24 protein-coding genes are annotated in these 26,640 nt (G+C 52.0%); 21 read left to right on the top strand and 3 right to left on the bottom strand.

The window, feature by feature from the left end:
• Positions 1–28: 28 nt before the first annotated feature.
• From rpsR to ltrA, 8 genes are all read left to right on the top strand, one after another.
• Complete coding sequence (gene rpsR, locus NSQ24_RS25995; protein ID WP_003388829.1) at positions 29–259, top strand: 30S ribosomal protein S18; 231 nt, start codon at positions 29–31, stop codon at positions 257–259.
• Between the two features lie 106 nt (positions 260–365).
• Positions 366–1,274 carry a DUF2232 domain-containing protein gene (locus NSQ24_RS25990; protein WP_003388828.1) on the top strand — a complete coding sequence of 303 codons (909 nt, stop codon included), beginning with the start codon at positions 366–368 and terminating at the stop codon, positions 1,272–1,274.
• Between the two features lie 4 nt (positions 1,275–1,278).
• Positions 1,279–3,216 carry a DHH family phosphoesterase gene (locus tag NSQ24_RS25985; RefSeq protein ID WP_003388827.1) on the top strand — a complete coding sequence of 646 codons (1,938 nt, stop codon included), beginning with the start codon at positions 1,279–1,281 and terminating at the stop codon, positions 3,214–3,216.
• A gap of 30 nt (positions 3,217–3,246) precedes the next feature.
• Positions 3,247–3,690 carry a 50S ribosomal protein L9 gene (rplI, locus tag NSQ24_RS25980; protein WP_003388826.1) on the top strand — a complete coding sequence of 148 codons (444 nt, stop codon included), beginning with the start codon at positions 3,247–3,249 and terminating at the stop codon, positions 3,688–3,690.
• A 45-nt stretch (positions 3,691–3,735) separates the two neighbouring features.
• On the top strand, positions 3,736–5,085 hold the full coding sequence (dnaB, locus tag NSQ24_RS25975) for a replicative DNA helicase (protein ID WP_003388825.1): 1,350 nt from the start codon (positions 3,736–3,738) through the stop codon (positions 5,083–5,085).
• Between the two features lie 220 nt (positions 5,086–5,305).
• A complete protein-coding gene (locus tag NSQ24_RS25970) occupies positions 5,306–6,592 on the top strand; it encodes an adenylosuccinate synthase (RefSeq protein ID WP_243014735.1) in 1,287 nt (428 codons plus the stop codon).
• 232 nt (positions 6,593–6,824) lie between these two features.
• Positions 6,825–7,031: a hypothetical protein gene (locus NSQ24_RS25965; protein WP_031932433.1), complete on the top strand. Its 207-nt coding sequence runs from the start codon at positions 6,825–6,827 to the stop codon at positions 7,029–7,031.
• 608 nt (positions 7,032–7,639) lie between these two features.
• Entirely contained in the window at positions 7,640–8,905 is a 1,266-nt protein-coding gene (gene ltrA, locus NSQ24_RS25960; protein WP_024985202.1) for a group II intron reverse transcriptase/maturase, read from the top strand.
• A gap of 113 nt (positions 8,906–9,018) precedes the next feature.
• Here ltrA and NSQ24_RS25955 read toward each other — a convergent pair whose 3' ends face one another.
• Complete coding sequence (locus NSQ24_RS25955) at positions 9,019–9,387, bottom strand: hypothetical protein (RefSeq protein WP_003388822.1); 369 nt, start codon at positions 9,385–9,387, stop codon at positions 9,019–9,021.
• Positions 9,388–9,657: 270 nt separating this feature from the next.
• Here NSQ24_RS25955 and NSQ24_RS25950 point away from each other — a divergent pair, with 270 nt between their 5' ends.
• From NSQ24_RS25950 to NSQ24_RS25920, 7 genes are all read left to right on the top strand, one after another.
• Positions 9,658–11,154, top strand: coding sequence for a M23 family metallopeptidase (locus NSQ24_RS25950; protein WP_243015072.1), 1,497 nt, complete (start codon positions 9,658–9,660; stop codon positions 11,152–11,154).
• A 227-nt stretch (positions 11,155–11,381) separates the two neighbouring features.
• Positions 11,382–12,089: a response regulator YycF gene (gene yycF / locus NSQ24_RS25945; RefSeq protein WP_003388820.1), complete on the top strand. Its 708-nt coding sequence runs from the start codon at positions 11,382–11,384 to the stop codon at positions 12,087–12,089.
• The gene (gene walK, locus NSQ24_RS25940) at positions 12,086–13,933 is read left to right on the top strand and encodes a cell wall metabolism sensor histidine kinase WalK (RefSeq protein WP_052259670.1); all 1,848 of its coding nucleotides are present in this window, start codon (positions 12,086–12,088) and stop codon (positions 13,931–13,933) included. Before yycF ends, walK begins: the two co-directional genes overlap by 4 nt.
• Positions 13,930–15,309, top strand: coding sequence for a two-component system activity regulator YycH (gene yycH, locus NSQ24_RS25935; RefSeq protein WP_003388817.1), 1,380 nt, complete (start codon positions 13,930–13,932; stop codon positions 15,307–15,309). The genes walK and yycH overlap by 4 nt, the downstream gene beginning before the upstream one ends.
• Positions 15,296–16,081: a two-component system regulatory protein YycI gene (gene yycI / locus NSQ24_RS25930; protein ID WP_024984460.1), complete on the top strand. Its 786-nt coding sequence runs from the start codon at positions 15,296–15,298 to the stop codon at positions 16,079–16,081. Before yycH ends, yycI begins: the two co-directional genes overlap by 14 nt.
• Positions 16,082–16,299: 218 nt before the next feature.
• The gene (locus tag NSQ24_RS25925; RefSeq protein ID WP_003388813.1) at positions 16,300–17,088 is read left to right on the top strand and encodes an MBL fold metallo-hydrolase; all 789 of its coding nucleotides are present in this window, start codon (positions 16,300–16,302) and stop codon (positions 17,086–17,088) included.
• Positions 17,089–17,244: 156 nt separating this feature from the next.
• Positions 17,245–18,465, top strand: a complete 1,221-nt coding sequence (locus NSQ24_RS25920; protein ID WP_003388812.1) for a trypsin-like peptidase domain-containing protein — start codon at positions 17,245–17,247, stop codon at positions 18,463–18,465.
• Between the two features lie 92 nt (positions 18,466–18,557).
• On the opposite strand, the gene NSQ24_RS25915 is transcribed toward NSQ24_RS25920, so the two are convergent.
• The gene (locus tag NSQ24_RS25915) at positions 18,558–19,982 is read right to left on the bottom strand and encodes a methyl-accepting chemotaxis protein (protein WP_170208404.1); all 1,425 of its coding nucleotides are present in this window, start codon (positions 19,980–19,982) and stop codon (positions 18,558–18,560) included.
• A gap of 226 nt (positions 19,983–20,208) precedes the next feature.
• Between NSQ24_RS25915 and cls the strand changes: the two genes are divergently transcribed.
• The 4 genes from cls (at position 20,209) to NSQ24_RS25895 (ending at position 24,940) form a co-directional block, all read left to right on the top strand.
• Positions 20,209–21,660, top strand: coding sequence for a cardiolipin synthase (gene cls, locus NSQ24_RS25910; protein WP_122957871.1), 1,452 nt, complete (start codon positions 20,209–20,211; stop codon positions 21,658–21,660).
• A 405-nt stretch (positions 21,661–22,065) separates the two neighbouring features.
• Positions 22,066–22,641, top strand: coding sequence for a sigma-70 family RNA polymerase sigma factor (locus NSQ24_RS25905; RefSeq protein WP_024984314.1), 576 nt, complete (start codon positions 22,066–22,068; stop codon positions 22,639–22,641).
• A complete protein-coding gene (locus NSQ24_RS25900; protein WP_339166942.1) occupies positions 22,607–23,767 on the top strand; it encodes a DUF4179 domain-containing protein in 1,161 nt (386 codons plus the stop codon). The genes NSQ24_RS25905 and NSQ24_RS25900 overlap by 35 nt, the downstream gene beginning before the upstream one ends.
• Positions 23,768–23,785: 18 nt before the next feature.
• Positions 23,786–24,940: a DUF4179 domain-containing protein gene (locus NSQ24_RS25895; RefSeq protein ID WP_338463059.1), complete on the top strand. Its 1,155-nt coding sequence runs from the start codon at positions 23,786–23,788 to the stop codon at positions 24,938–24,940.
• Between the two features lie 67 nt (positions 24,941–25,007).
• Here NSQ24_RS25895 and NSQ24_RS25890 read toward each other — a convergent pair whose 3' ends face one another.
• The gene (locus NSQ24_RS25890; RefSeq protein ID WP_122957867.1) at positions 25,008–25,190 is read right to left on the bottom strand and encodes a small acid-soluble spore protein H; all 183 of its coding nucleotides are present in this window, start codon (positions 25,188–25,190) and stop codon (positions 25,008–25,010) included.
• 231 nt (positions 25,191–25,421) lie between these two features.
• On the opposite strand from NSQ24_RS25890, the gene NSQ24_RS25885 reads away from it, so the two are divergent.
• Both NSQ24_RS25885 and rlmH read left to right on the top strand, forming a co-directional pair.
• Positions 25,422–25,664, top strand: coding sequence for a CxxH/CxxC protein (locus tag NSQ24_RS25885; RefSeq protein WP_003388805.1), 243 nt, complete (start codon positions 25,422–25,424; stop codon positions 25,662–25,664).
• Between the two features lie 4 nt (positions 25,665–25,668).
• Positions 25,669–26,148 carry a 23S rRNA (pseudouridine(1915)-N(3))-methyltransferase RlmH gene (gene rlmH, locus NSQ24_RS25880; protein ID WP_338463450.1) on the top strand — a complete coding sequence of 160 codons (480 nt, stop codon included), beginning with the start codon at positions 25,669–25,671 and terminating at the stop codon, positions 26,146–26,148.
• The last annotated feature ends 492 nt before the right edge of the window (positions 26,149–26,640 follow it).

Below are 26,640 nucleotides of genomic sequence, written 5' to 3'. Positions count from 1 at the left end.
ACATTTCCTGATAAAAGGAGGGACTTTCATGGCACGTAAAGGACGTCCAAATAAACGCCGCAAGGTATGTTTCTTTAAGGTTAATAAAATCAAGCATATCGATTACAAAGATACCGATCTGCTGAAGAAATTTATCAGCGAGCGCGGCAAAATCCTGCCTCGTCGTGTAACTGGTACTTCTGCGAAGTATCAACGTGCTTTGACAGTAGCGATCAAACGCGCTCGTCAAGTAGCACTGCTGCCGTACACCACTGAATAATTGTTACAAGCAAAAAAAGGGGGACACAATCGCGTGGCCCTCTTTTTTCCATATTTTTTATTGGTCGTATTGCTTTTACTTTGAAGATACACGATGAGGTGTCGCCATGCCTTCAAAAACAAAACAATTGGCGGAAAACGCCCTTTTGCTGGGAATTGCACTAGTGCTGCTGTTTATCAGTACATACACAATTGCAGGGATGGTCACCAGCCTGCTTTTGCCGTTGCCGTTTGTCATCCTCGGGATGCGGCGGCCGATTTCATCCTCCATATGGATTGTCGCCGTGTTCACGTTTTTAGCTGGAGTGCTAACCGGGATATTCTCGGCTATGATGGCTTTGATGATCGCGCTCTGGGGAACAGTAATGGGTCACATGTACGCCAAAAGAGGGACAGCTATGTCCGCGATTGTCGCGGGAGCTGCAGTCGTTTTCCTCGGGTATGTGGCGATGCTCGCTCTCTCCACGTACGTCATCGGGATGGGCTTGAATGAAATGATTCAGGAGGCAACGAAGCTAAGGCCTGATTTCGTGCCCAAAGAGCAATTTGAACAGGGAATGCAGCTCATCAAAATGGTCATGCCGGCCTTTTTAGTCATGATGAGTTTTATACAAAGCGGGATTACGCACTGGATAGCCCGACTGGTGGGCAAACGGATGAGATTGTCGGTTCCGGCCTTGCCTCCTGCCAGAGAGTGGTCTTTTCCGCGTTCGATCCTCTACTACTATTTTATTTCCATGGTAAGTATTCTTTTGATGGGAGAAGAATTGCAGGGAACATTTTGGACAAGCGCCGTACTCAACGTAAAGGTGATCCTGGATGTGATCCTGACGTTGCAGGGCCTTGCTTTCTGTCTGTTTGCCATTCATTTGTACAACAGGAAGGGATTGGCCCCCGTGCTTATTGTCTCTCTATTTATTTTTCCCCCGCTAACCACTATACTTAGTTTATTAGGCATCTTTGATTTGGGTTTAGGCTTGCGAAAGAGACTGGAAACAAGAGTGAAGAGGGGCTGAGGAAATGCCCAAATTCCTGTTAAAGCGTTGGTACGGGCTACACATGGTCTTGGCTCTAAGCTTTAGCTTGTTGCTGTTGGGAATTTTGACGCTTCATCACTGGATGTACGGGGCGATCGGGATCATTTGCCTGATCGGGCTCGTGGTTTACGCGCTGCAGGCCGAAAAAGGCTTCCAGCGGGATCTTCGTCTGTACTTGGCTACGGTTACCCACCGGGTGAAGAAGGCGGGCGAAGGCGTCATCCAGGAAATGCCGATCGGGATTTTGTTGTTCAACGAAGAAAAGACCATCGAATGGGTAAATCCCTTTATGACCAATATGTCCGGTGATGAAATGTTGATCGGGAAAACACTGCCTGATGTATTCCCGCAGCTCGTTCTGAAACCGGACCAGAAGCGGCTGGAGTTTGTTTACAACGAGCGGACCTATGAAGTGCTTGTCCGAGCAGAGGAGCGTCTGCTTTACTTTACGGACATCACGAATTTCAAAGAATTGACGCTTCGCTACCACCGTGAAAAGGCTGTGCTTGCCATCATCCACCTCGACAACCTGGACGAGGTCGGACAAGTGATGGACGATCAAAGCCGGACACTGCTTTCTACGAGTGTGGCAGGGGTCATTACCGAATGGGCAAACAGGCACGGCATCTATCTGCGCCGCATTTCCGCAGATAAATTCCTGGCGTTGATGGAGCGGGAGACGCTGGACAAACTGGAAGAAAGCCGTTTTGACATTCTGGATGTGGTCAGGGAGATGACTGCAGACAACAAGATACCGATCACGCTTAGCATCGGAGCCGGAGCTGCAGCCAATTCCTATATCGAGCTGGGACAAATGGCCCAATCGAGTTTGGACATTGCTTTGGGCCGCGGCGGAGACCAGGCAGCGGTCAAGATCGGAAACAAGCTGACGTTTTTCGGCGGCAAGTCCAATGCCGTGGAAAAGCGGACGCGTGTACGTGCCCGCGTGATCGCCCATGCGCTGCGCGATCTGATTCACGAAGCGGAGCACGTCATCGTCATGGGACACAAGCAGCCTGACATGGATTCGATCGGCGCCTCCCTGGGCGTACTGAAAGCCGTACAGCTTCATAAAAAAGACGCATATATCGTGATGGATGAAGGCAATTCGTCTGTGGAGCGTCTGATGAAGGAAATTTACGCGCATGAGGAACTGGCCGAGGCTTTCATAACACCGGAGCAAGCGATACGTCTGATTACCGGGCGGACGCTCTTGGTAATCGTCGACACGCATCGCCCGTCGCTGGTAATCGAGCCGCGCCTGCTCAGCGAAACAAGCCGGATTGTGGTGATCGACCACCACAGGCGCTCGGAAGAATTTATCGAGCCGGTGCTTTTGTATCTGGAGCCGTATGCTTCTTCTACAAGCGAGCTGGTTACAGAGCTTCTGCAATATCAAAGCGACCGTCTGAACATCGACAATCTGATCGCTACGGCCTTGTTGGCGGGGATTGTGGTCGATACGAAAAGCTTTGCTTTCCGCACAGGCTCGCGAACCTTTGAGGCAGCTTCGTTTCTTCGCCGGAATGGCGCGGATACTGCGGCTGTCCAGCGCTTGCTGAAAGAGGATTTGACGCAATATGTAAAACGTGCTCGGGTGATCATGAATACCGAGACCTATCGGGATAACATGGCGATTGCCGTGGGCGACCCCAGTGAGGAGTACACGCAGGTACAGGTGGCCCAGGCAGCCGAGCAGCTGTTGACGCTCTCGGGCATTCAGGCGTCCTTTGTCGTTGCCAGAAGAGCTGACGATACGGTGCTGATCAGTGCCCGCTCACTGGGCGACATCAATGTCCAGTCGATCATGGAACACATGGGCGGAGGCGGCCATTTGACCGCAGCAGCCAACCAGATCGAAGGAATTTCCTTAAAAGAGGCCGTCAGACGTCTGAAGGAAGCTATCGATGCAGTCGTCTAGAACAGCCGTCTAGAGGAGGAGGAAGCACAGATGAAAGTTATTTTTCTGAAAGACGTAAAGGGTCAAGGGAAAAAAGGCGAAGTCAAGGATTTGTCGGAAGGCTACGTACGCAACTTCCTGCTGCCGCGGGGATTGGTCAAGGAAGCCACCGAAGCCAATATGAAGACGCTGGACGCGCAGCAGCGCAGCGAAGCCAAGCGTAAAGAGCAGGAAAAGATTGAAGCTCAGCAGCTAGCTGAAAAGATGAACGAGATCACCGTAAAGGTATCGGGAAAAGCAGGGGAAGGCGGCCGCTTGTTCGGGGCTATTTCCAGCAAGCAGGTCGCGCAGGCTTTGGAAGACCAGTTCCAAATCAAACTGGACAAACGCAAGCTGGAAATGGAAGCGATCCGCGCACTGGGCGTTACCCAGGTGAAAGTGAAGCTGCATAATGAAGTGACGGCAACGCTCAAGGTTCATGTAGTGGAAGAATAATGAAGCAGTAATTCATGCTAATACGGGATAAGCGAGGGGTGTGACGTGAGCGACCTGTTTTTGGACCGTGTGCCGCCGCAAAACAACGAAGCGGAACAGTCAGTTCTGGGGGCCGTGTTCTTATCGAAGGAAGCTCTCATCACGGCAATTGAAATTCTTCGACCTGAAGATTTTTATAAAACCGCCCATCAGCGCATCTTTAAAACGATGCAGGACCTCTACGACAAGGGGGAGCCGGTCGACCTCGTAACGGTGACGGCAGAGCTGCAGGACCACAAGCTGCTGGATGAGGTGGGCGGCGTTCCCTATCTCACGGAGATTGCCAGCTCGGTTCCGACTGCGGCCAACATTGAGTATTACGCGAAGATCGTCGAGGAAAAGTCGCTCTTGCGGCGGTTGATCCTGACGGCGACGAAAATTGCCAATGAAGGGTACTCCCGTGAAGACGAGGTCGGGGAGATCATCGCGGATGCAGAGAAATACATCCTCGAAATTGCCCAGAACCGGAACAGCGGCGGCTTTACGCCGATCCGCGACGTACTGCTGGAGACGTATGAACGGATTGAGTTTCTCAGTCAGCGGCGCGGGGATGTGACGGGGATTCCTTCGGGATACCCGGATTTGGACAAGATGACAGCCGGCTTCCAACGAAGCGACCTGATTATCCTGGCAGCCCGTCCGTCTGTAGGGAAAACGGCCTTTGCCTTGAATGTAGCCCAGAACGTAGCTGCTCGCGCCGGCGAGACAGTGGCCATCTTCTCGCTGGAGATGGCCGCTTCTCAGTTGGTACAGCGGATGATTTGTGCGGAGGGCAATTTGGATGCCTCCCGCATGCGTTCGGGTTGGCTGGAAGAGGATGACTGGCAAAAGCTGACGATGGCCATCGGGACATTGGCGAAAGCGCCGATCTACATCGACGATACGCCGGGTGTGACGGTACAGGACATCAGGGCGAAATGCCGCCGTCTGCAAGCGGAGCGCGGTTTGGGCATGATCCTGATCGACTACCTGCAGTTGATTCACGGACGGGGAAAAGGCGACAACCGCCAACAGGAGGTATCGGAAATTTCCCGGACCTTGAAGGGGATCGCCAGGGAATTGAACGTGCCTGTAATCGCCTTGTCCCAGCTAAGCCGTTCGGTGGAGCAGCGTCAGGACAAGCGGCCGATGATGTCGGACATCCGTGAATCCGGTTCGATCGAGCAGGACGCCGATATTGTTGCGTTCCTTTATCGCGATGACTACTACGACAAAGAAACAGAGAACAAAAACGTCATCGAAATCATCATTGCCAAGCAGCGTAACGGCCCGACCGGAACGGTGGAGCTGGCATTTTTGAAGGAATACAACAAGTTTGTCAGCCTGGACAATCGCTATCGCGATGCAGCGGGGTAAAAAGCAATAATAAAAATAAGTTCTACCCAGGTAAAAATCGCCTGTTTTTACGGAAAAGCCGGAACATACTCCGGCTTTTTTTCTATTATGAAAATACCGAACGTATAAACTTTCTAAATTGTTAACGTTCGTATTTTCATTGACAGCAACAAAATCGTTTAGTACACTTAGATTGTTTCAGGCCCAGTAAGGCAATGATGAAATCAGGAGGTGTTTTTCGATGTCAACTGTAGTTGTCGTCGGAACCCAATGGGGCGATGAAGGTAAAGGGAAAATTACCGATTATCTGGCGGAAAGCGCCGAAGTGGTGGCCAGATATCAGGGTGGCAACAATGCTGGACACACGATTATTTTTGGTGGCAACAAATACAAGCTGCACTTGATTCCATCCGGAATTTTTTATACAGATAAAACTTGCGTCATCGGCAACGGCATGGTTATCGATCCGAAAGCGCTGGTAGCGGAGCTGGATTACATTCACAGCTTTGGTTTCAAGACGCACAACTTGAAAATCAGCGATCGCGCGCACGTGATCCTGCCTTACCACATCAAGCTGGATGCTGTGGAAGAAGACAGCCGCGGCGCAAACAAGATCGGTACGACCCGCAAAGGGATCGGACCGGCTTATATGGACAAAGCTGCCCGTATCGGTATTCGCATTGCCGATCTGATGGACAAAGAAGAGTTCGCCCGCAAGCTTGAGCGCAACCTCGCTGAGAAAAATCTTCTGCTGGAGAAAATGTACAATACCAGCGGCTTTGAACTGAACGAAGTGCTGGAAGAATACCTGGGCTATGCCGAGATCATTCGCCCTTATGTCACCGATACGTCTGTCGTCTTGAACGATGCCATCGATCAGGGCAGCCGCGTGCTGTTTGAAGGCGCCCAAGGCGTTCTGCTGGACATCGATCAAGGTACGTATCCGTTCGTGACTTCTTCCAACCCGATTGCCGGTGGGGTCACTATCGGTTCCGGTGTAGGACCGACCAAGATCAACCAGGTTATCGGTGTGGCAAAATCGTACACCACTCGCGTAGGGGATGGTCCGTTCCTGACCGAATTGACTGATGCGACAGGCGATCATATCCGCGAAGTAGGATTTGAGTACGGTACGACGACAGGCCGTCCGCGCCGTGTCGGCTGGTTTGACAGCGTAGTTGTCCGCCATGCACGCCGTGTGAGCGGCATTACGGGACTGGCGATCACCAAGCTGGACACGCTGAGCGGCATTGACACGCTGCGCATTTGCACAGCCTACAAATACAACGGCAAAGTGATCGAGTCCTTCCCGGCGAATCTGAACCAGCTCGCCAAGTGCGAGCCGGTATACGAGGAGCTCCCAGGCTGGAAGGAAGACATCACTGGCGTTCGCAGCCTGCACGAGCTGCCTGAAAACGCACGTCACTACATCGAGCGCATCACGCAACTGACCGGCATTCCGCTCTCCATCTTCTCGGTTGGACCGGATCGCGAACAAACTGTGGTTGTTCGCGGTATCTACGGATAAACAATTGGCTCTATGCGAAAAAGCTGTCGAACCTGGTTCGGCAGCTTTTTTATTGAAAGTAGGAAGGATGCACCTCTCCCGGCGCACGTTGCGGCGCTGCATGGCAGTGGTCGAAAACGATCAGGAAGCAAAAATGGACGACAGGGCTTCTTCTTTTTTTGCAAGGACAGACACGAAAAGCAGACTTCTGGGCATATGGTAAGGCATATCAAGGAAAAATGAGGTGGTCACGATGATGGGATTTGATCAGAAGGCGATGAAGCTTCTGGGCAAGAATGTTCAGGTTAAGATGTTTAACGGCGTCGTCATCAAAGGAACCATGACTCATTTTAACAACGGCTATCTTTGTTTTATTACCACGTACAAACAGCGGGACGACCAAAAAACGACGATTCGCCGTTTGGCGGTCAAAGACATCACGTCGATGGTAGAGGTGTAGATGTGTAACGGCATATAGCCACCTGTCCCGAAAGAGGGGAGGTGGCTCTGTTGGTGCGCCCAGCATGGGCGATAGCTATAGGGTGAAAGTCCCGAACGGGGGTTGGCTGTACCAACCGTTAGCTCAAGGCAAGGGTGTCGACCGCGAGGTCGAATCTGAAGGAAGCCGGCGGCAAAATCCCGACCTGAGGTACACGAACCCAATTTGAGGCTGTTGTATCCGGGCGAGTCTGCCAAACAAGACAAAGCCCCATACAGCCAAGGGATACAGTAGTAAACTTGGGCAGGTACATGGGATGAAAGTTATCGTTCTTACCTGGGGAGGTCTGCATGAAACGCCTTCAACTGTTGGTAACCGTCTCCGTAAGGAGACGCTGAACATGCAGAAGTCAGCAGAGGCCATAGTACCCGAGTAGAGGACGCTTGAATGGGGAAGGGCCGAACATCAAGTCAGCATGCGATCCATGTCTTTTGATACGGTACGTCGAAGCAGAATTCTGTCAAGGAACTACTTTTGAAGAGCAGGGGTGAAGCCCCGAGGGTACAAAAGAGGGCTGAGTATCGTACAGCAAGCACGGAGTCCGCATGTGCGAAGGAAGGAACATCATTATGGATTTGCTGGAAAAAGTCTTATCACGGGAAAACTTACGGATGGCACTCCAACGAGTGGAGGAAAACAAAGGTGTCGGTGGAGTCGATGGTGTTTCAACCGAACAACTACGCGATTATCTACGTGAACACTGGCAAGCCATCCGCGAGAAGATGGAAAGGGGAACCTATAGACCTTCACCTGTTCGCAGAGTCGAAATCCCGAAACCTGACGGTGGTGTAAGGTTATTAGGCATTCCCACCGTGGTAGACCGCTTTATTCAGCAGGCCATCCTCCAAGTGTTAACGCCGATCTTCGACCCCACCTTCTCGGAATCTAGCTATGGGTTCCGTCCAAAACGTAGCGCTCACATGGCAGTAAGGAAAGCGCAAGCGTATATCTCCGAAGGATATCGTTTCGTGGTGGACATCGATCTAGAGAAATTCTTTGATCGCGTAAATCATGATATTCTAATGAGCCGTGTGGCTCGAAAAGTTCAGGACAAGAGAATTTTAAGACTGATTCGTTCCTACTTGAATGCGGGGATCATGATAAATGGCGTCTGTACAACATCAAGTGAAGGAACACCGCAAGGTGGGCCGTTAAGCCCACTTTTGGCAAATATCCTACTTGATGATTTGGACAAGGAACTCGAAAAGAGAGGCCACCGTTTCTGCCGCTACGCAGACGATTGTAATATCTACGTGAAAACAAAACGGGCAGGGGAACGAGTAAAGAAGAGTATTCAAAACCACTTGGAGAAGGTACTAAGGCTAAAAGTAAATGAGGAGAAAAGCGCGATAGACCGACCATGGAAACGAAAATTCTTGGGCTTTAGTTTTACCTTTGCAAAACAGACAAGGATTCGCATCCACCCCAAATCCCTCCTCAAGCTAAAAGAGAAAATCCGCACGATCACGAATCCGGTGTGGAGCATCTCGATGGAGAAGCGGATTGAAAGAATAAATCAGTACCTCATGGGCTGGATTGGATATTTCGCCCTTGCAGACGCGAAGGGCATTCTACAATCCATTGAGGAATGGACAAGGCGCAGGCTCCGTCTTTGTTTGTGGATGCAGTGGAAACGCGTGAGAACCAGATATCGAGAACTTCGTTCTCTTGGCATATCTCACGTAAAAGCCATTGAAATTGCAAATACCCGCAAGGGTGCATGGCGTACCACAAAATCTCCGCATATACACAAAGCCCTCGGCATTGCCTACTGGCAACAACAAGGGCTGAAAAGCTTAGTGCAACGATATTCTCAAATTCGTCAAGCTTGGTGAACCGCCGTATACCGAACGGTACGTACGGTGGTGTGAGAGGACGGGGGTTAGTCGCCCCCTCCTACTCGATTTGTGTTTGGTTTCCTTTGCTGCTGCCTGCAGGAAGCAATCGTTTAGATGGTGCCTCCGAACGATTCGATGATCTGTACGGCTTCATCGCCTCGTTCTTCCGGTACGACTGCTGTCAGTAGAATGTTTCCGATGTTTTCTACTCCGCGATCAGCCATCCCGCTGGCATCCGGACCTGCGGCTGCCAGGACGCTGGCATCCCGGCCATTCGGAAAGTCACCGGCCTGGGTCAGTGTGGCCAGGCTGGGGAAATCGCTTGTAATCGGATTTGTGATCTCTTCCAGTCCGTCGCCCGGGTATTGTCCAATATGGGCGATCTGAATGGTTTCAAAGCCTGCCTGACGAAGGGATTGTGCCGCTTTCTCTGCCGCTTCAATCGTTTTAAAACCAGCCAAAATGTTGCGTTCCTTCACTGCCTGCCGCTCCTCTCGTACCCTTTTGTTAATAACCGTCAAATATGGTGTACCTATTATGAGCAAGAAACCAAAAATCCATTCGACAGCATTTTACACTTGATGTTGTCGTTATTTTTGTGGTAAAGTCGACATAGTTGGTTTCTTTAGGCAATTTGGCAGATAATTGAAACTGAATATCCGGGTTATTAGACCTAGTACATATCGCAAAAAAATTCAAAATAGTTACGTTCATGAAGGAGATGTATCTGTTTTCAGGAGGGACAAGGTATGCAATGGGCCGAATGGATGGCCAAGCTGCAAAACAAGACGAAGCGCATCGTCGAGAATAGCAGCCGAGCTACACAGCGGGCGGTCGAGAGAGCAAGCACGTTTGTCCGCACTCACAAAAAGCAAACGGCAACGATCACAGCAGGACTCGTACTCACAACAGCAATCGGGGCATCCGCCTACTTCTATTACAAGAGCAACATTATTTCGATTTATCATGTAGCAGTGAATGGACAGGAGATTGGTGTCGTCAACAATCCGGAGGTTGTCCATTCGTGGACAAAGGCCAAGCTGGACGAGGAAAAGGCAAAGCACGGCTTGAACCTGACGTTGTCCGACTATATCACATTTACTGAAGAAAAACTGTATAAGGGACACTACGATAACGAGGCAGCCATCAAAGCTCTGTCGGATATTGCCGACATCAAGGTAGAGGCTGTCAAATTGGTCGTTGACGGAAAAGTGGTCGGTTATGCCGAGAATGCAGAGGCAGCCGAGAAAGCGTTGGAATCTGTGAAGGAGAAGTTCTCCGGAATACCCGCAAACAACGTGAAGAAACAGGCGGTAGCAGCCGCATCCATAGACCAGCCGAAAGCTCCTCCTGCGGTGCAAGTGTCGATCAAGGAAGACGTGAAGCTGGAAAGCGATTCGGTAACCGCTGCTCAGGTTCTTCCGGTGGACAAGCTGGAGGAACTCTTGGCCAAGGGTACGTTCAAGCAAGTAACCCATACCGTAGTCGAGGGCGACTGCGTAGGCTGCATCGCCAAAAAGTACGGCATTACGTCGAAAGATATTTATGCCAATAACCCTGGCATAACGGAAAATACATTGCTGCAATTGGGACAAAAGATTAATGTAACGGCGCTTCGCCCGTTGGTGACTGTACAGGTGAAGGAAGAGGTCAGTCAAAAAGAAACCATTCCGTTTGCCACGCAGGTAAGGAATAACGACAAGCTGCCAAAAGGCGAAACAAAGGTTGTCCAGGAAGGAAAAGAGGGCAGCAAAACCGTCCGTTATCTCGTTGTGAAAGAAAATGGACAAGTTGTCGACAAAAGCATCCTGGATCAGCAAGTCATTGACCAGCCGCTGGTCAAAATCGTCGAGCGCGGAACCAAAGTCATTCCGTCTCGCGGGACAGGCCGTCTTTCTTGGCCGGCCAGAGGCTCTATCAGCAGCGGTTTTGGCATGCGCTGGGGCCGTTTGCACAAAGGAATCGACATTGCCGGTTCCGGAGCTGTTCGTGCTGCCGACAATGGCCGCGTCGTACAAGCTGGATGGGATGGCGATTACGGAAATTCCATTTTGATCGACCATGGAAACGGCATGAAGACCCGTTATGGGCATCTTCGCTCCATCAGCGTCAAAGTAGGAGATGTCGTCTCCCAAGGAAAAGCAATTGGGGTCATGGGTTCTACCGGAGACTCTACCGGTGTCCACCTGCATTTTGAGGTTATACAAAATGGACGACTGCAAAACCCGGTCCGTTTCCTAAAATAAGCAGGAAAGTATAGGAAAATCAAAATAATGATTTTCTTTGATTCTTACAATAAAGGGTTCTCTCAAATGAGGGGGCCCTTTTCCTATTGGATGAGGGAAGCGTCCAAGGCGGCTGTCTGATACAATAAGAGCATGTGGAGATGGCAGGAAACATTACCAAGCATCAGATGTGGAGGAAAACACGGACGTTTCGTGGAATCCATTACGTACAGAAGGGGGAGAGCGCTATGGCAAAACTCCTGGTTGTGGACGATGAAAAACCAATTGCCGATATCTTGAAGTTTACCTTTGAAAAGGAAGGGTACCAGGTAGTCTGCGCCTATGACGGAGAGGAAGCTCTTCTTCTCGTGCAGAATGAAAAACCGGACCTTATTTTATTGGATGTGATGCTTCCGGGCCGGGATGGCATGGATGTCTGCCGCTCCGTTCGGAAAAGCTGCGATGTGCCGATCATCATGCTGACGGCCAAGGATTCCGAGGTGGACAAGGTGCTCGGCCTGGAGCTGGGTGCGGATGATTACGTGACCAAGCCATTCAGCGCACGGGAGCTGGTGGCCAGAGTCAAAGCGCAGCTCCGCCGCCAGCAGCCCAAGAGCGAAGAGCAGGACAATCATCTGCTGCGGATTCATGAACTGGAGATCGATCTGAATTCCTATACCGTCGAGAAGATCGGGGAGCAGCTTGAGCTGACCCATCGGGAATTTGAGCTGCTTGTCTATCTGGCTCGCCACCAGGGACAGGTCATGACGAGGGAGCATCTGCTCCAATCCGTCTGGGGATTTGATTACTTCGGGGATGTGCGGACAGTCGATGTGACGATCCGCCGGTTGCGTGAAAAAATCGAAGACGATCCGAGCCAGCCGAAGTATATCATCACGAGGCGCGGACTTGGCTATACCATGCGTAATCCGGGAGCGGGAGGAACTCCCGGATGAGTCCGTTTCGCCTTTTTCGTCTGTTTCGCCTGTTCAAGACGGTCCAGTGGAAAATGGTCGTCATTTACATGCTCCTGATCCTGATGGCGATGCAGTTTATCGGGGCGTACTTTGCCCGGGAAGTGGAAAGCTACTACATCAATAACTTCTCGGAGACGTTGAATGCGCAGGCGAGCCTTTTGGCGACGCTTTCCCAAGGATACCTGCGGCCAAACGAAGGCAAGGAGCAAAGCCAGGATGAGGTCAGGCAGGGAATCGACAATCTGATCACCCATCTGGTGAAGCTGAACGGGGCCAATGTCCGCGTCATCGACTCGAACGGGACGGTTATCAGCACGACGGAAGACAAGCGTACGATCGGGCAGCGAAACACTCAGCCAGAGGTAACGATTGCGCTTTTGGGGACACGCAGCGAGTCGACCCGGATCGATCCGCGGACAGGCGATCGGGTCAAGGTGCTCGTGCTGCCGGTGAAAGGAGACAACATTGTCTACGGGGCAGTATACATGGCTGCTTCCATGGAGGCGACCTATACGACGATCCGCAAGATGAACGGGATTCTCGCTTCCGGGACGATGATCGCACTGCTTTTCACCGCAGCCTTGGGTGTCGTGCTGGCCCGGACGATTACGACGCCGGTCAAGGAAATGACTCGTCAGGCCCGGGCGGTTGCCGATGGAGATTTTAATAGAAATGTACGTGTGTATAGTGATGATGAAATTGGGCAGCTCGGGATGGCCTTCAACCATATGACTTTCAGGCTGCAAGAGGCGATCATGCAGCAGGAGGAAGAGCGGGAGAAGCTGGCCGGTATCCTGCGCAACATGTCTGATGGGGTAGTCGCCTCCAACCGCAACGGTCAGATCATTTTGATGAACCGGTCGGCGGAAGAGATGCTGCAGGTCACCATGGACGACTGCATGGCCAAAGGATTGACGCTGTACGATCTCTTGAAGCTGCCGCCGGAGGAAGAAATGCCGCTGTATTCGCAGGTGGAGCCGTTGATCATTGAAATGGTGCTGCCGAACCGCGAAGTCCTGATCCTTCGTGTGACATTTACACCGCTTCAGCATGACAGCGGGAAGCGGGGCGGCATTATTACGGTGCTGCAGGACGTGACGGAGCAGCAGCGGCTGGACCAGCAGCGCAAGGAGTTCGTCGCCAACGTATCGCATGAGCTGCGGACGCCGTTGACGACGATCAAAAGCTATGTGGAAGCGCTGTTGGACGGCGCAGTAGAGGAACCGGAGCTGTCCAACCGCTTTTTAAAGGTGACCATGTCAGAGACAGAGCGGATGATCCGTCTCGTAAACGACCTGCTTCAGCTGTCCCGTTTTGACTCGCAGGGCATTCACCTCCACTACAAAGAGGTAGACGCCGATCAGCTGCTTCGTTATGCGGCAGACCGCTTTTCCATGTTCGGGGAACAGCAGGGCGTCCAGCTAAAGCTGGAGGTGCCGGAAAATCTGCCTCCTATATACGTGGACAAGGATGCGATCAACCAGGTGCTGGACAATCTGCTGTCCAATGCAGTCAAGTATACGCCCGAGGGAGGCACGGTCGTCCTCATGGCACAGGTCAACCGGCACCAAAAGCGTCTCCACATCTCCATTTCCGATACCGGGATCGGGATTCCCAGCCGGGATTTAAAGCGCATCTTTGAACGCTTTTACCGGGTGGACAAGGCTCGTTCGCGCGGGCAAGGCGGAACCGGTCTCGGCCTCGCCATCGCCCGGGAATTGGTACAGGCTCACGGCGCGGAAATCGAGATCTCCAGCGAATTGAATGTGGGCACGACGGTCACCTTTTGGGTGCCATTTGCAAAAGGAGGGACGGCGGGATGATACGGTGGAAGGAGCCGGCCAAAACCTTGCTGCTCACCTTGCTGGTTCTGTCCAGCTTTCTGTTGACCGCGCTTTTGTGGACAAACCAGCCCCAATTTCAACTGATCGAGCCTGCTCAGTACAAGGAATCAAAGCCGGTACAGGAAAGGCAACTGGAGGACTTGATCGCACCGGAATCGGTCATCTTTCACTACGGGGAGGACCGGCATACAAAGGCGACAGCGACAGACGGCCAGTATCGCATCGTCAAAGAAGAGATGAAGAAATGGATCTTCCTCGATTTCGCGCCATTTTCCTTGCCGATTGAGAAGTGGGAGAAAATCTCCCGGGAGAAGCAAGGAATTGAAATACGCTTTCGCAACAGCGTCCCTCTTTCTGTCGTTGGACGGCTTGTGACATTTCGCGATGAGGTCAGCGACAAAGGAAAGGGAATCGACCGCCTGGTGCTTTATTACGAGGAAGAGGAAGACGTGGTCTATGCCTTGTTTATCCTCTCCGGCGAGGAAATGGTGCTTCGCAGCCGTACCTCGATCAGTCCAAAGGATTTGCGGCAGTCTTATCTGCCGACGGGCAACCTGATGCCGGAACAAATCATGAAGGTCGTCAAGCCGAATCCTGTCCCCCCGATCATAGAGCAGGGGAGGGCGGCAGGGACGATTTACTATTTGCCGAAAAACCCGGTGAAAATGCAGGCCTTTCGCTTTACATTCCGGACGATCGACAACGATCAGCTACTGGATGCGTATTTTCTCGATCGGACACTGGTCCGCCAAATCGTGGAGCGGGACAAGACGATCATCTACACCGATGGCAGCCGCTCCATCCAGTTGCGTTCGGATCAGCAGGCCATTACGTTTACGGACCCGGCCATCCTGTCAGTCGCACCGGAGCTGACGGATGAGGAGAAGGTAAAGGCAGCCATTTCATTTATTAACAAACATTTGGGATGGACGGATGATTTTCATTTCGAGACAATCAGAAAAAGCTATAACGACAAAGACGTTGTTACCTTCCGCCAGTACGTCGGAGCGTATCCGCTCTACAGCAAGGAAGGCTATCCGATCGACACCATCCGGGTGACGATGGAGGCGGGCCAGGTAGTGACGATGGACCGCTCACTGATCGATCTGGACCGCTACATCCAGAACAAAGGGTGGACGGCGATGTCGGGACCGGAATTGTTTCAATACATCCGCGAAAAGGGATTGGCGAATACAGAGCAGATCAGAAACGCATATCTGTCGTATCAGACGGTTACACACGAGGATTATGTGGAGCTGATCCCGATCTGGGTAGTAGAAGTGAACAATTATCCCAACCTGTACATTCCTGCCCAATTGAATCAGGGAGGAGGGCCGGAGCATGGATTGGAGTAAAACGAAAACGATCTTGATCTGGGCCTTTCTCCTGCTGGACGTGTTTCTCGGCTATCAGGTATACGCGACGAGGGGCGGCTACTGGCAAAATCCCGAGGCGTCCCAGAGCGAAAAGTGGGAAATGGATGACTATCTCAGACAGCACAACGTCACACTTGACGCAGAGGTGCCGTCGGACACGCCGGACATGACCTATCTCAATGCAGAGTATGTAGGGATCGGAGCGTTGGAGCTGCAGGGGATGGCAGGCATTGACGCTACCCTGGAAAAAATGGCCCTGGCGGCCAGACTGAAGCCGCCGATCGCCATAAATGGCCAGATCACCCCCAACGAGCTGTTGCGCCAAATCGGACCGCGCATGATGTATTCCGATCAGTACACGGCTGACCTGTACCAATCGAATCAGGGAAGACTTTTGTATTGGCAGGTGTACGATAAGGTGCCGATATTCATCGCGCCGCTCGAAGTCTACTTGGCCGATGGCTCGATTCTCGGGTATCGGCAAACCTATCTGAATATACGCAGCCAGGGTACGAGCCGCCCGATCATTTCTGCATATAAAGCGATCCGTTCGCTGGTGGAAAAACAGGTGATCCATCAGGGCGAGCGTATCGAAAATGTAACGCTGGGCTACTACGGTTCCTATGACGCGGAAATTCAGGGGCTGGCTCCGGTATGGCGGATCATTCACGATGGGAAGCAGCATTTTGTCAACGGATTTACAGGAGCCCAGGAACGCCCTTTGGTCACGAATTATTTCCCGGGGAAATAGGGATGGCGAAAGTAGCGGACAAGCAGGTGTTGGAAGACAGACCGAAAAGCCATCGTTAAAAGGGCAGCAGTTTCACAGCTATAGACAGCATGTTCGATATAGACAACATTTTGCAAGGGAAGCAGGTACACGGCCGCGGTGTGGGGAGATGGAAGGGACGATTCTGCTTACACTGCGGCTCCCTTGTGTGCGTGCAAGCGAGAGAAGAGGGATTTGTAGTGAGATTTAGTGTATTGGCAAGCGGGAGTACCGGCAATGCGATCTACGTGGCAACGGATCGCATCTCGGTGTTGATCGATGTGGGGATTACCGGCAAACAGGCAGAGGCGGCTCTGCGCGAGATCGGCGTGGACCCGACAGAGCTGAGCGCCATTTTGGTAACGCACGAGCACGTCGACCATATTAAAGGAATTGGCGTCATGGCCCGCAGGTACAATCTCCCAATTTATGCCAATCAAAAAACGTGGTCTGAATTGGATGGCCAGATCGGTACGATTCGGGAGGACCAGAAGCAGCTGTTTGAGGTAGGCGAGAAAAAAGAGCTGGAGGATTTGGGAATCGAGTCTTTTGGCATTTCTCACGACGCCGTCGAGCCGATGGGCTTTTGCTTTTACCACAATAACAAGAAGCTGAGTGTGGCGACCGACCTCGGCTACGTCAGCGACCGGATCAAGGAGACGATTCGCGGTGCGGATGCCTATGTGTTTGAATCCAATCACGATGTCGAATTGCTTCGCATGTCGCAGTATCCGTGGAGCATCAAGCGGCGTATTTTGAGCGACGTCGGCCATCTGTCGAACGAAGCGGCTGGCGAAGCGATGATTGACGTTTTAGGCGGACGGGCAGAGAGGGTATACCTCGCGCATCTGAGCAAAGAGAATAACATGATCGATCTGGCGCGTCTGACCGTAAAAGGGATTTTGGAGGAGAGCGGTCTCAAGGTCGGAGATGACGTCCATCTGCGGGAAACGTACCCGGACCGCCCGACCAAGCTGGAGTTTTTATAGACGGCACCCGTATGGATTTCCTGCCGCCAGTTCCACAACCTTTCCATAATTCTCACGCCATTTTGCCGAAAACAGGTCGTATACTGAAGGTGTGAAATGGTATACGCGATAGCAAAATCTGCAAAGCTAGGTAATAGAGAAAGGAGAGCGTGAACCATGGGTTTTTACGATGACATGGCACAAGTGGAACGGAAAAAGCGTTCGAATGGAATCGGGCGCTTGGTGATGACCTCCATTACTTCCGCGGTGATTGGAGGGATGGTAGTTCTCTTGATGCTGCCGTCTCTCTCCAAATCAGGATACATTTCCATGGTAGAGCCGGGTACGGCCAATGCCATGAGCAATCCGGCCGCCAATCTGTTCGCCCAGCCTGTATCGGTCGAGGTTACTTCGGCTACGGTGGATGCGGTGGAAAAAACGGAAGATGCGGTCGTGGGGATCATCAATACGCGCCGGGTCGTGAACTGGTTTAATGAAGAACAGGTTCAGCGCGGCGAGGGTTCTGGCGTCATCTTTGAAAACAAAAACGGCAAAGCGCACATTATTACCAATAATCACGTTATTTCCGGAGGAAGCAAGATCCAGGTAGCACTGCCAAACGGCGACACTGTCGACGCCAAAGTACTGGGAGCCGATCCGTTTACCGATCTGGCCGTTCTGGAAATCGACGGCAGCAAGGTGAAAAAGGTAGCCGAGCTGGGCGACTCCGGTACGCTGAAGGTAGGAGAGCCGGCGATCGCCATCGGCAACCCGCTCGGACTGGAATTTTCCCGTACGGTAACGCAAGGGATCATCAGCTCGCTGAACCGTTCGATGCCGGTGGATATCAACGAAGACGGCCAGGATGACTGGGAGCTGGACGTGCTGCAAACGGATGCGGCGATCAACCCGGGGAATAGCGGGGGCGCTCTGGTCAATATCAAGGGACAGGTAATCGGCATCAATACGATGAAAATCTCCAAGACAGGTGTGGAAGGGCTCGGCTTTGCCATTCCGATCAACGACGTGAAAAAAATCGTCGGCGACCTGATGCAGTATGGGGAGCTGAAACGGGCTTATCTGGGCATCGAGCCGTACAATTTGACCAGTGTGCCGCGCTACCACTGGAAAGAGACGCTGAACCTGCCAAACGATGTGAAAGCGGGCGTCGTGATCAGCAAACAGCCGGGCAGATTTTCGCCAGCAGGCAAGGCTGATCTGAGGCAATACGACGTCATCGTCAAGCTGGATGGCAAAGACATCGACAACGGCGCGCAATTGCGCAAATACTTGACGCTGAACAAAAAGCCGGGAGAAAAAATGGAAGTTACCTTCTACCGCGATGGATTTATGAAAACCACGACGGTGACACTGGAAAATCAACCTTCCAGCAATTAAAGCGGGAACACCGGTTATCCATACTGGCAAGAGCAAAAGCAAATGAAAGACGGAGGCACCCTTTGCGGGACCTCCGTTTTCTTGTTTCGGCTTTAAATTTTGACAACAAGCTGATTGAGGTTTTCCGCCATTCTAGCCAGATCAACGACGGCATTGGAGGTTTCTTCGGTGCTTGCTGACGTTTCCTCGGTCACGGCCGCGATGTTTTGCGCAGCCTTGAGAACTTCCGAGGTCTGGGCGCTTTGCTCCTCGCAGCTCGCGGCTATTTCCGCAATCCGGGTCGACGTCTCTCTAACGTAGCTGACGATTTCATCAAAGGATTGATACGCTTGCGATACGAGGGCGCTGCCGTTGTTGACCGTATCGACTGTTTTTTGTGTGCTCGTCTGCATTTGGCCGATCAGTTCGATGATTTCTTTCGTGGCGATACTGCTTTGCTTAGCCAGTTTGCCTACTTCACTGGCTACGACGGCAAAGCCGCGGCCGTGCTCGCCGGCCCGTGCCGCCTCGATCGAAGCGTTAAGGGCCAGCAGGTTGGTTTGGTTGGCGATATCCTGGATCGAGCTGATGATGCTGTCGATCTTTTGGGAGTTCGCCAGCAGCTCGTCTACCTTGAGCGTGATGTCTTTCATGCCCTCGATAGAGTTTGCCATCATCTGTACGCCGCTGTGCGCGACATCGACCGTTTTGTTGACGAACTCATTGGTCTGCTCGATGTTTACGGCAACCTGGGTAATTGCCTGATTCATCTGCTCGATCATTTCCGAGACATTCGTTACGGTGCTGGCCTGGAATTGGCTGCCGGAAGCGATTTCTTCGACGCTCGCCGAGATTTCTTCCGAGGAGCTGGCAACGCTCTCGGAGGATTGCTGGATCTGCTGCGTGACCTTTTGAATGTCACGCATAATGATGAGGATCAGGAGAATGCCGATGACGATTGCAATCACGCTGATCGCGATCACCGTAATAAATCCGGTGTTATTGAGCGAGACAGCATTCGATGTCGCTGCATTGGCACCATTTCCGTTTAATTCGACGAGCGATGAGATAACCTTTTTCGCATCAGTCCATTGAGCTTGCGTGCGGTTAATGGCCGCTACGGTTTTTGCGGTATCCGTGTTTCTGGCTACTTGCAGTACGGCCGGAATTTGCTGGGCATAGGCTTCCCAGTGGGTTGAAAAACTGCTGTAGATTTCTTTTTCTTCATCGGAAGAAATGAGCTTTTCGTATTCCGCCCGTTTTTGCTCGATGTCCTTCAGAGCATTGTTTACCTGTACTTCAAGGGCATTGATTTTATCGAGATCGGTTTCAAGGCCGATCTGTGAGATAATCATCGGCAGGTTGGTGATGTCTTCATCCAGATCGCCGAGCACCAAAACGCTTGGCATCCAGTTTGTATTTATCTCTTCTGCCTTATTTCCGATTTTCCCCATCAGAAATAACGATATTGTGGAAGCGAGCAGCAATAAACATAATAGCACGATAAAACCGACTAAAACCTTTTTCCGTATGGTCATCGTTGTTCCCCTCTCCATCTGCGGTGTCATACATAGTAAGTACCCACTGGATAACGGGATTGAAACATGCTTGGATGAGATGTCGCCGATTTTTACTTTTACAAAGGATTAGGTAAGTGCTGCGGCATCGTGTACAATGAGATCAAACGGGATAAGGAGAAACTCTGTGACGGGACGTCAACATACAGGAGAGATCAACGCTCAGGGGCAGGGGTGGTTCAGCGAAATGGAGCTGTTTCAACAAATCTATACCGGCCTGTCGATAGTCAATTTGCTGTTGGCAGCGGTTTTAATATTCATGGAGAGGCGAAACATCGCTTCTACCTGGGCGTGGCTCATGGTCTTGCTGTTTTTGCCGGGGATTGGCTTTGTCATCTACCTGGTGTTTGGCCAAAGGCTGTCGCGCCGCAAGCTCTACAAGCTGAGGGAAGGGGAATTTTCCCGTTATCAGGTGGTGCTGGAGGAGCAAATCAGGAAGATGGAAAGCGGGACCATCCGCTTCCACGATCCAGCCATCGTCGACCACCGCGATATGATCCACATGAATCTCGTCAGTGATGCCGCGCTGTATACGCAGGATAATCACATTGACATATATACCGAGGGGCAGGCAAAATTTGAAGCGCTGTTTGCCGACATTGCCAAGGCAGAAGACCATGTCCACCTGCTCTATTACATCATCCGCAAAGACGAGCTGGGAGAGAGGCTGATCCGCGCTTTGACCGAGCGGGCGGCGGCGGGCGTAAAGGTGAGGCTGCTGTACGACGCGATCGGTTCGTCCGAGCTGACGCCGCGCTTTTTCCGCCCGCTGGTGGAAGCGGGGGGAGAAGTGGCCGCGTTTTTCTCATCGCCGATTCCATATGTAAACATGTGGGTCAACTTCCGCAATCACCGCAAGCTGGTGATCATCGACGGCGAGGTCGGCTATATCGGCGGCTTTAACATCGGAAACGAGTATTTGGGGATGGATCGGAAGCTCGGGTACTGGCGGGACACCCATCTGCGGATTACCGGCAGCGCCGTCCATCTGCTGCAGGCGCGCTTTTACCTGGACTGGAATCTGTCGGCCCAGGTACAGCGGAGGATGGAGGACGAGCCGCGCTATTTCCCGCCGAGTCAGAGGACCGGAAACGTCGGCATCCAGATCGTTTCCAGCGGCCCCAACTCCGAGAAGCAGCAGATCAAGCACGGCTATTTGAAAATGATTTACAAGGCAAAAGAGCGCATTTATTTGCAGTCGCCTTATCTAATCCCCGACGACAGCCTGCTGACGGCACTGAAAATGGCCGCCATGTCCGGCGTCGATGTCCGGGTCATGATACCCGGCCGGGCCGATCACAAGCTCGTCTACTGGGCGTCCCAGTCGTATCTGGGCGAGCTGTTGAAGAGCGGCGTGCGCTGCTTCCGCTACGAGAAAGGATTCCTGCACGCCAAAACGATGGTCGTGGACGGACAGATCGCTTCCGTGGGCACGGCCAATCTGGATATACGGAGTTTCAAGATCAACTTTGAGACGAACGCTTTTTTGTTTGACTCGGCTACGGCGGAGCGGCTGGAGCAGATTTTCCTTGAGGATTTGGCTGAGTGTCATGAGGTGACACGGGAGGAGTATGAGAGCAGGCCGCTGAAGGCGCGGTTGCAGGAGTCGCTGACGAGGCTGTTGTCGCCGATTTTGTAGGGCACAAATGGATGGGGCGTTGAAGGGGGAAAGCAAAGCGGCTGGCTGTGGTGGATCGGACTGCATGTCGGGGCAGCCGGTGTGTTGGTGAGCCGGTATGAGGGACTGTAATGTCAGATAGCAGATAAACGGAGCTGACCGCATGCCATAGAGAGCAGGCGAGCAGCAGCTGGTAGGCAGAGAAAATAAGCAGAGCCTGCGAGCAGTAGCAGGTAGACAGAGAAGATAGGCAGAGCGGGCGAACAGTAGCAGGCAGCAAAGTACACAGCAGGAATTGACAGGAAAAAGCGACCGTTTCATCGGCCGCTTTTTTTGTTTTCAGCATTCTTTTCGATTTTCAAAAAATGATGTGTCGATCCCCGAAAGGATGGCGTCTAATTCATGTGAAGGGAGTGAGGGAGGGAAGTGGAAGAATCGACGCCTTTTGATCCGGCCTACTGGGTTTCGCGAGCCAAACGGAAGCGCGAGGATTTTGCTCCGCTGTACGATTTTTATTTTGAGCGAATTTACCGCTATTTTGCATTCAAGGTGGGGAGGTCGCATGCAGAAGATTTGACACAGCTCACTTTTATGAAAGCCCTGAATGGACTGTCGAGCTACCGGGAAGAATCGCTTTTCTCCACCTGGCTGTTTCAGATTGCAAAGCGTGTGCTGCTGGACGAAAACCGGAGGCTTCGACGGCGGCCGAAGGAGACGGAGCTGGATATCATACAGACCGAGCTATCGGAGGGGCATGCTGAGAGGACAGCGATTCAGCTTGACCTGTTATCCGCTTTGCAGCAGTTGCCCGAAATTGAGCGGGAGATCATCATGCTGAGATTTTTCGCAGACTGTACGCTCGTCGAAGTCGCAGAAATTCTGGAGATGGGCGAAAGCGCAGTGAAAAACCGGCTCTACCGGGCTCTGGAAAAGCTGAAAGGCAAATTACGCGGATGGGGGGATTTGAATGAACGGCGACAGGAGAAAAACAGCTTCGTCTGAGCAGACCGAGCAGCTTGCCAAGCAGATGATGAAACCCCGGACGGATTTGCGAAGCGATGTTCTTGAACGGGAATTTCCCGGTTTCATCGAGGTCGTACAGGGGCTTGAACGAGAGAGAGAGGCGCTTTCCCCCGATCCAGGCACGCGAGAGAGAATCAGACAAACATTGTTTGAAACGGCAGGGACCACGAAAGCTCCCGTTCGCCAGCGAAGGGTCGCGAGAAAATGGATGTTTGCAGCAACCGCTGCATGCTTTTTCTTTGTCATCTTGATTGCTGCCGGTTTCTCATCGCCGACGATGGCCGAAAAGCTGAAAAGCATTCCGCTAATCCGATCCGTGTTTTCCCTGTTCAAGGATGAAACCTTGCATATCGCCAGGGAAAAGGGGCTTGTCACACCGGCCAGTCAAAGCGTGACGGTGAACGGAATTACGGTGACAGTGAACGAAGTCTTCTATGACGGCTCGCGTATCGATATCGGGTATGCCATCCAGGTGCCCGAAGCCGCAAGCGAAACAGAAGCCCTTGAAATCGCCCGCAATATCAAGATATGGGAATTTACCGTGGACGATTCCGACAAGCCTGTTCCTTACAAAGGCAGTCAAGATGTGGAGCGGGTGGACAAAAACCTGTTTGCGGGGATGAAGCATATGGAAGTGACAGTGCCGTTGCCTGACAAGTTTACTTTTCATGCAAAGGTATCGGTTGGCGACGACTTGTCAGATCCGAAGACAACGGGGCAGCTGGACATTCCGGTGGTAAAACAGATGAAGCCGGGAGACGGCGCAAAGCTGTCCCCGGACATTTCCCAGACCATGGAAAGCGGCTATGTGTTTGAAGTGGAATCCGTAACGCTTACTCCGGCGTCGACGACCATTTTGCTGAAAGAGATTCCGCCGGACGATAAACCGTATGACCCTGCGTACAGGCTGCTGAACGACAAGGGAGAAGCCATCGAAGAGGCGGAAGAAACCCTCACTTGGGACGAAAAGGGAATCTGGAGAAGGTTTGTCATTCCACTCCGGGAAAGACCGGAGTCCGTGAAGCTCATCCCGAGCATGAACGGCGTCGAGGAAACGGAGAAGGCCGTAGTCATTCCGCTCAAAGCGGACAGTCAAAACAAATAAATGAAAAGAGGAGAGATCATGATGGGAAACAAACGGACACCGCAAACAATCGGCGGTCTAGTTTTGGCCGGCGTGGTCACAGTCGCGGGCATAACGGCAGCGCTTCCGGGGGAGACATCAACCGTGCAAGCGGCGCCTGCGAAAACCGCAACCGGAGCACAGACAAAAGCCGCACAGGCCAGTCCAAGTGTGACGGTGAACGGAATGACAGTGACGGTGAACGAAGTCTTCTATGACGGCTCGCGTATGGATATCGGTTATGCCATCCAGATGCCCAAAACCCAGAATGAAGCAGAAGCTCTCAAAATGGCCCAAACAATCAAGCTTTGGCAATTTACCGTGGACAATTCCGACAAGCCCGTTCCTTACAAAGGCAGTCAAGAAGTGGAGCGGGTAAACGGAAACCAGTTTAAAGGGATCAGGAATATCGAAATCACGGAGCCGTTGCCAGACAAGTTTACCTTGCATGCGAAGGTGGCATTTGGCAATGATGTGACAGATCCAAAGACAACGGGCGAGCTGGACATTCCGGTGGCAAAACAGCAGAAGTCGGGAGTTGGCGCAGGGCTTTCTCCCAAAGGGTCTCCGTCCGGGCAAAGCGGTGCAGGGGGCTCGGCAACGCCTGCTCCTGACAAAGCAAAGGAACCTTTGCCCAAGCATGTTCAGCAAAACTATCAAAAATTATTGGAGGCTGAACCGCTGCTGAAAGGCCTGAAAATGACGGGGTATTCCAAAAGCCCGATGACAGACAACAGGCAAATTCGCGGAGTATGGGGAATCGTGCTCCATGAAACCGGGAATTTTGACGACAAGGGGAAAATGTTTGCCTCGATGCAGTTTGACAGTACGACAGGAGAGCTATTGGATTATGGCTCCTTTGGTTCTCCCACCTTCAGGGAAGAGCCAGAAAAAAGTGCGCAAACGGAGGCTTTTTACAGACAAAAAGCAGCCGAATTTTTTCAGAAGCTGCTCGGCGATGAGCATGTGAAGCAGTATCAGAAGACCGGAACAGTGGAAATAAGCATGAGAACCTACAATAAGACCGTGGAAAGACAAACGGGTACTGCCCAATTTGATTACAAAGGCGAACGTTTTCAGATGGTTGTGGACGTCAACGGCTACCTGCACACGTACAATCGCATACCGCTGTCCCATTTGCTGAAACAGCGGTAAAGGACAAAAAGAATAACAAAGGAAAAAACATCCCGACCCACTATTTTGCAGTGGAACGGGATGTTTTTTAGTGATGCTCTACCAGGCTGTCTACGGGCACGCTTTGTTCGCGCTCTGGCTCGTCCAGCGGATAGACTCTGGCCATCTCGGTTTCTTCATCAACGTGCTGGATATAGACCGGCACCTTATTCAAGGTGACATTCGCCATGACGGGGGAAGCCGCGATTTCCTTGGCGCGCTGCTTGTTCATTTTACAGACCTCCTCGTGATGTTGTCCCCACTAGTATTTGCTGGAGGGGTGGGAGAGCATTCCGAGACGTGTTTTTATGGGGATGAGATTCTCGGGTAGCATATGCCGGGGAACGCTCATTTTTTCCAATGGGGAAACGACATGTGAGGCAGCAGACCGGCCCCATTTGAAAACGAGGCATTCTGGGGTAGAATAAGGACGACAAACAGGAACGGAAAGGACGATTTACGAATGGACAAGAAAGAAAAAACGATTCGCATCGAGGGCAAGGACGTAGCGCTGCACCCGGAGCATCCGGTGCGCTTTGCCTGCATGGAGCATGCGGATACGCAGATAGACGAGTATGTGGATGAGTTCGAGGCTGCGCCGGATACGTACCGCGCCGCTTCTATTGAAGACGACAAGCTGGACAAGCGCTGCCGCGAGTGCGGAGCTCCGGCTGAGATTGCGTTGTTGCGCGAGAAGGGAATGTAAGGGCGTGCAGATTACGATCGTAACGGTAGGCAAGCTGAAGGAGAAATACTTGCGGGAAGGGATCGCGGAGTACACCAAGCGCCTGTCGGCATATTGCAAGCTGCAGATCGTGGAGGTCAGCGACGAGAAAGCGCCGGAAGAGCTGAGTGCAAGCGAAATGGAGCAGGTCAAGCGCAAGGAGGGCGAGCGCATCCTGGCCCAGATCAAGCCGGATCATTACGTGATCGCGCTCGCCATCGACGGGCAGATGTGGTCGTCGGAGAAGCTGTCCAGCGAGCTGGACAAGCTGGCTTTGCACGGGCGCAGCCAGGTGGCGTTTGTCATTGGCGGGTCGCTGGGGCTGTCGGCTGAGGTGCTGAAGCGGGGGGATGTGCAGTTGTCGTTTTCGAAGATGACGTTTCCGCATCAGTTGGTGAGGCTGGTGCTGGTGGAGCAGGTTTATCGGGCGTTTCGGATTGGGCGGGGGGAACCGTATCATCGCTAATGGTAAAATGTTAAGGGAGTTCATCACCTCCCCGAGCCCGGTTTTGTGAAAATTTGCAAGGGTTACACCATCCAGCAAGCGAGGGTCAAAATCAGCGATAAAATCATAGTCGCTATAGATCCTCTTTAACAACTCATAAGTATCGGATTGCAGTGCTTCAATCGTGAAGTCAAAGAGCAAGTTTATTTTTGTTACTCGTCGCCCAATCATTCTTGGCGAATCTTTTGTGATTTGGATATCCTTGATGATCAGCGAAAGAAGGGATTTTTGTTCATTGGGATCGACGCTCATTAGTACGTTATAGAAGTCTGAAAGCAATTTCTTCAGTGAATTGAAGTCCACTGGCTCAGATTCCCGATTGTCCAATTGGAAAAGCAACTCTTCACGTTGTTGCTGGAGAGTTTTTAACTCGTCTTGAAGTGCGATCAGATTCGGCTTAAACATGTCCAATAACTCGGTATCCACTATGATTTTTTCTTTGAGGTTATTGAG

Source organism: Brevibacillus sp. FSL L8-0520 (assembly GCF_037963895.1).
GTDB classification, from domain to species: Bacteria; Bacillota; Bacilli; order Brevibacillales; family Brevibacillaceae; genus Brevibacillus; species Brevibacillus borstelensis.
Note: the sequence above shows the minus strand (reverse complement) of the source record. Positions and strands in the feature narration are given on the sequence as shown.

Excerpts from the sequence above, each read along its gene's own strand:
- NSQ24_RS25885 (WP_003388805.1), top strand. The coding sequence starts at position 25,422 with ATGGACAAGAAAGAAAAAACGATTCGCATCGAGGGCAAGGACGTAGCG.
- NSQ24_RS25990 (WP_003388828.1), top strand. The coding sequence starts at position 366 with ATGCCTTCAAAAACAAAACAATTGGCGGAAAACGCCCTTTTGCTGGGA.
- yycI (WP_024984460.1), top strand. The coding sequence starts at position 15,296 with ATGGATTGGAGTAAAACGAAAACGATCTTGATCTGGGCCTTTCTCCTG.
- NSQ24_RS25915 (WP_170208404.1), bottom strand. The coding sequence starts at position 19,982 with ATGACCATACGGAAAAAGGTTTTAGTCGGTTTTATCGTGCTATTATGT.
- NSQ24_RS25895 (WP_338463059.1), top strand. The coding sequence starts at position 23,786 with ATGATGGGAAACAAACGGACACCGCAAACAATCGGCGGTCTAGTTTTG.
- rpsR (WP_003388829.1), top strand. The coding sequence starts at position 29 with ATGGCACGTAAAGGACGTCCAAATAAACGCCGCAAGGTATGTTTCTTT.
- NSQ24_RS25985 (WP_003388827.1), top strand. The coding sequence starts at position 1,279 with ATGCCCAAATTCCTGTTAAAGCGTTGGTACGGGCTACACATGGTCTTG.
- yycH (WP_003388817.1), top strand. The coding sequence starts at position 13,930 with ATGATACGGTGGAAGGAGCCGGCCAAAACCTTGCTGCTCACCTTGCTG.
- NSQ24_RS25890 (WP_122957867.1), bottom strand. The coding sequence starts at position 25,190 with ATGAACAAGCAGCGCGCCAAGGAAATCGCGGCTTCCCCCGTCATGGCG.
- cls (WP_122957871.1), top strand. The coding sequence starts at position 20,209 with ATGGAGCTGTTTCAACAAATCTATACCGGCCTGTCGATAGTCAATTTG.
- NSQ24_RS25920 (WP_003388812.1), top strand. The coding sequence starts at position 17,245 with ATGGGTTTTTACGATGACATGGCACAAGTGGAACGGAAAAAGCGTTCG.
- NSQ24_RS25950 (WP_243015072.1), top strand. The coding sequence starts at position 9,658 with ATGCAATGGGCCGAATGGATGGCCAAGCTGCAAAACAAGACGAAGCGC.
- walK (WP_052259670.1), top strand. The coding sequence starts at position 12,086 with ATGAGTCCGTTTCGCCTTTTTCGTCTGTTTCGCCTGTTCAAGACGGTC.
- NSQ24_RS25970 (WP_243014735.1), top strand. The coding sequence starts at position 5,306 with ATGTCAACTGTAGTTGTCGTCGGAACCCAATGGGGCGATGAAGGTAAA.
- rplI (WP_003388826.1), top strand. The coding sequence starts at position 3,247 with ATGAAAGTTATTTTTCTGAAAGACGTAAAGGGTCAAGGGAAAAAAGGC.
- NSQ24_RS25965 (WP_031932433.1), top strand. The coding sequence starts at position 6,825 with ATGATGGGATTTGATCAGAAGGCGATGAAGCTTCTGGGCAAGAATGTT.
- ltrA (WP_024985202.1), top strand. The coding sequence starts at position 7,640 with ATGGATTTGCTGGAAAAAGTCTTATCACGGGAAAACTTACGGATGGCA.
- NSQ24_RS25900 (WP_339166942.1), top strand. The coding sequence starts at position 22,607 with ATGAACGGCGACAGGAGAAAAACAGCTTCGTCTGAGCAGACCGAGCAG.
- yycF (WP_003388820.1), top strand. The coding sequence starts at position 11,382 with ATGGCAAAACTCCTGGTTGTGGACGATGAAAAACCAATTGCCGATATC.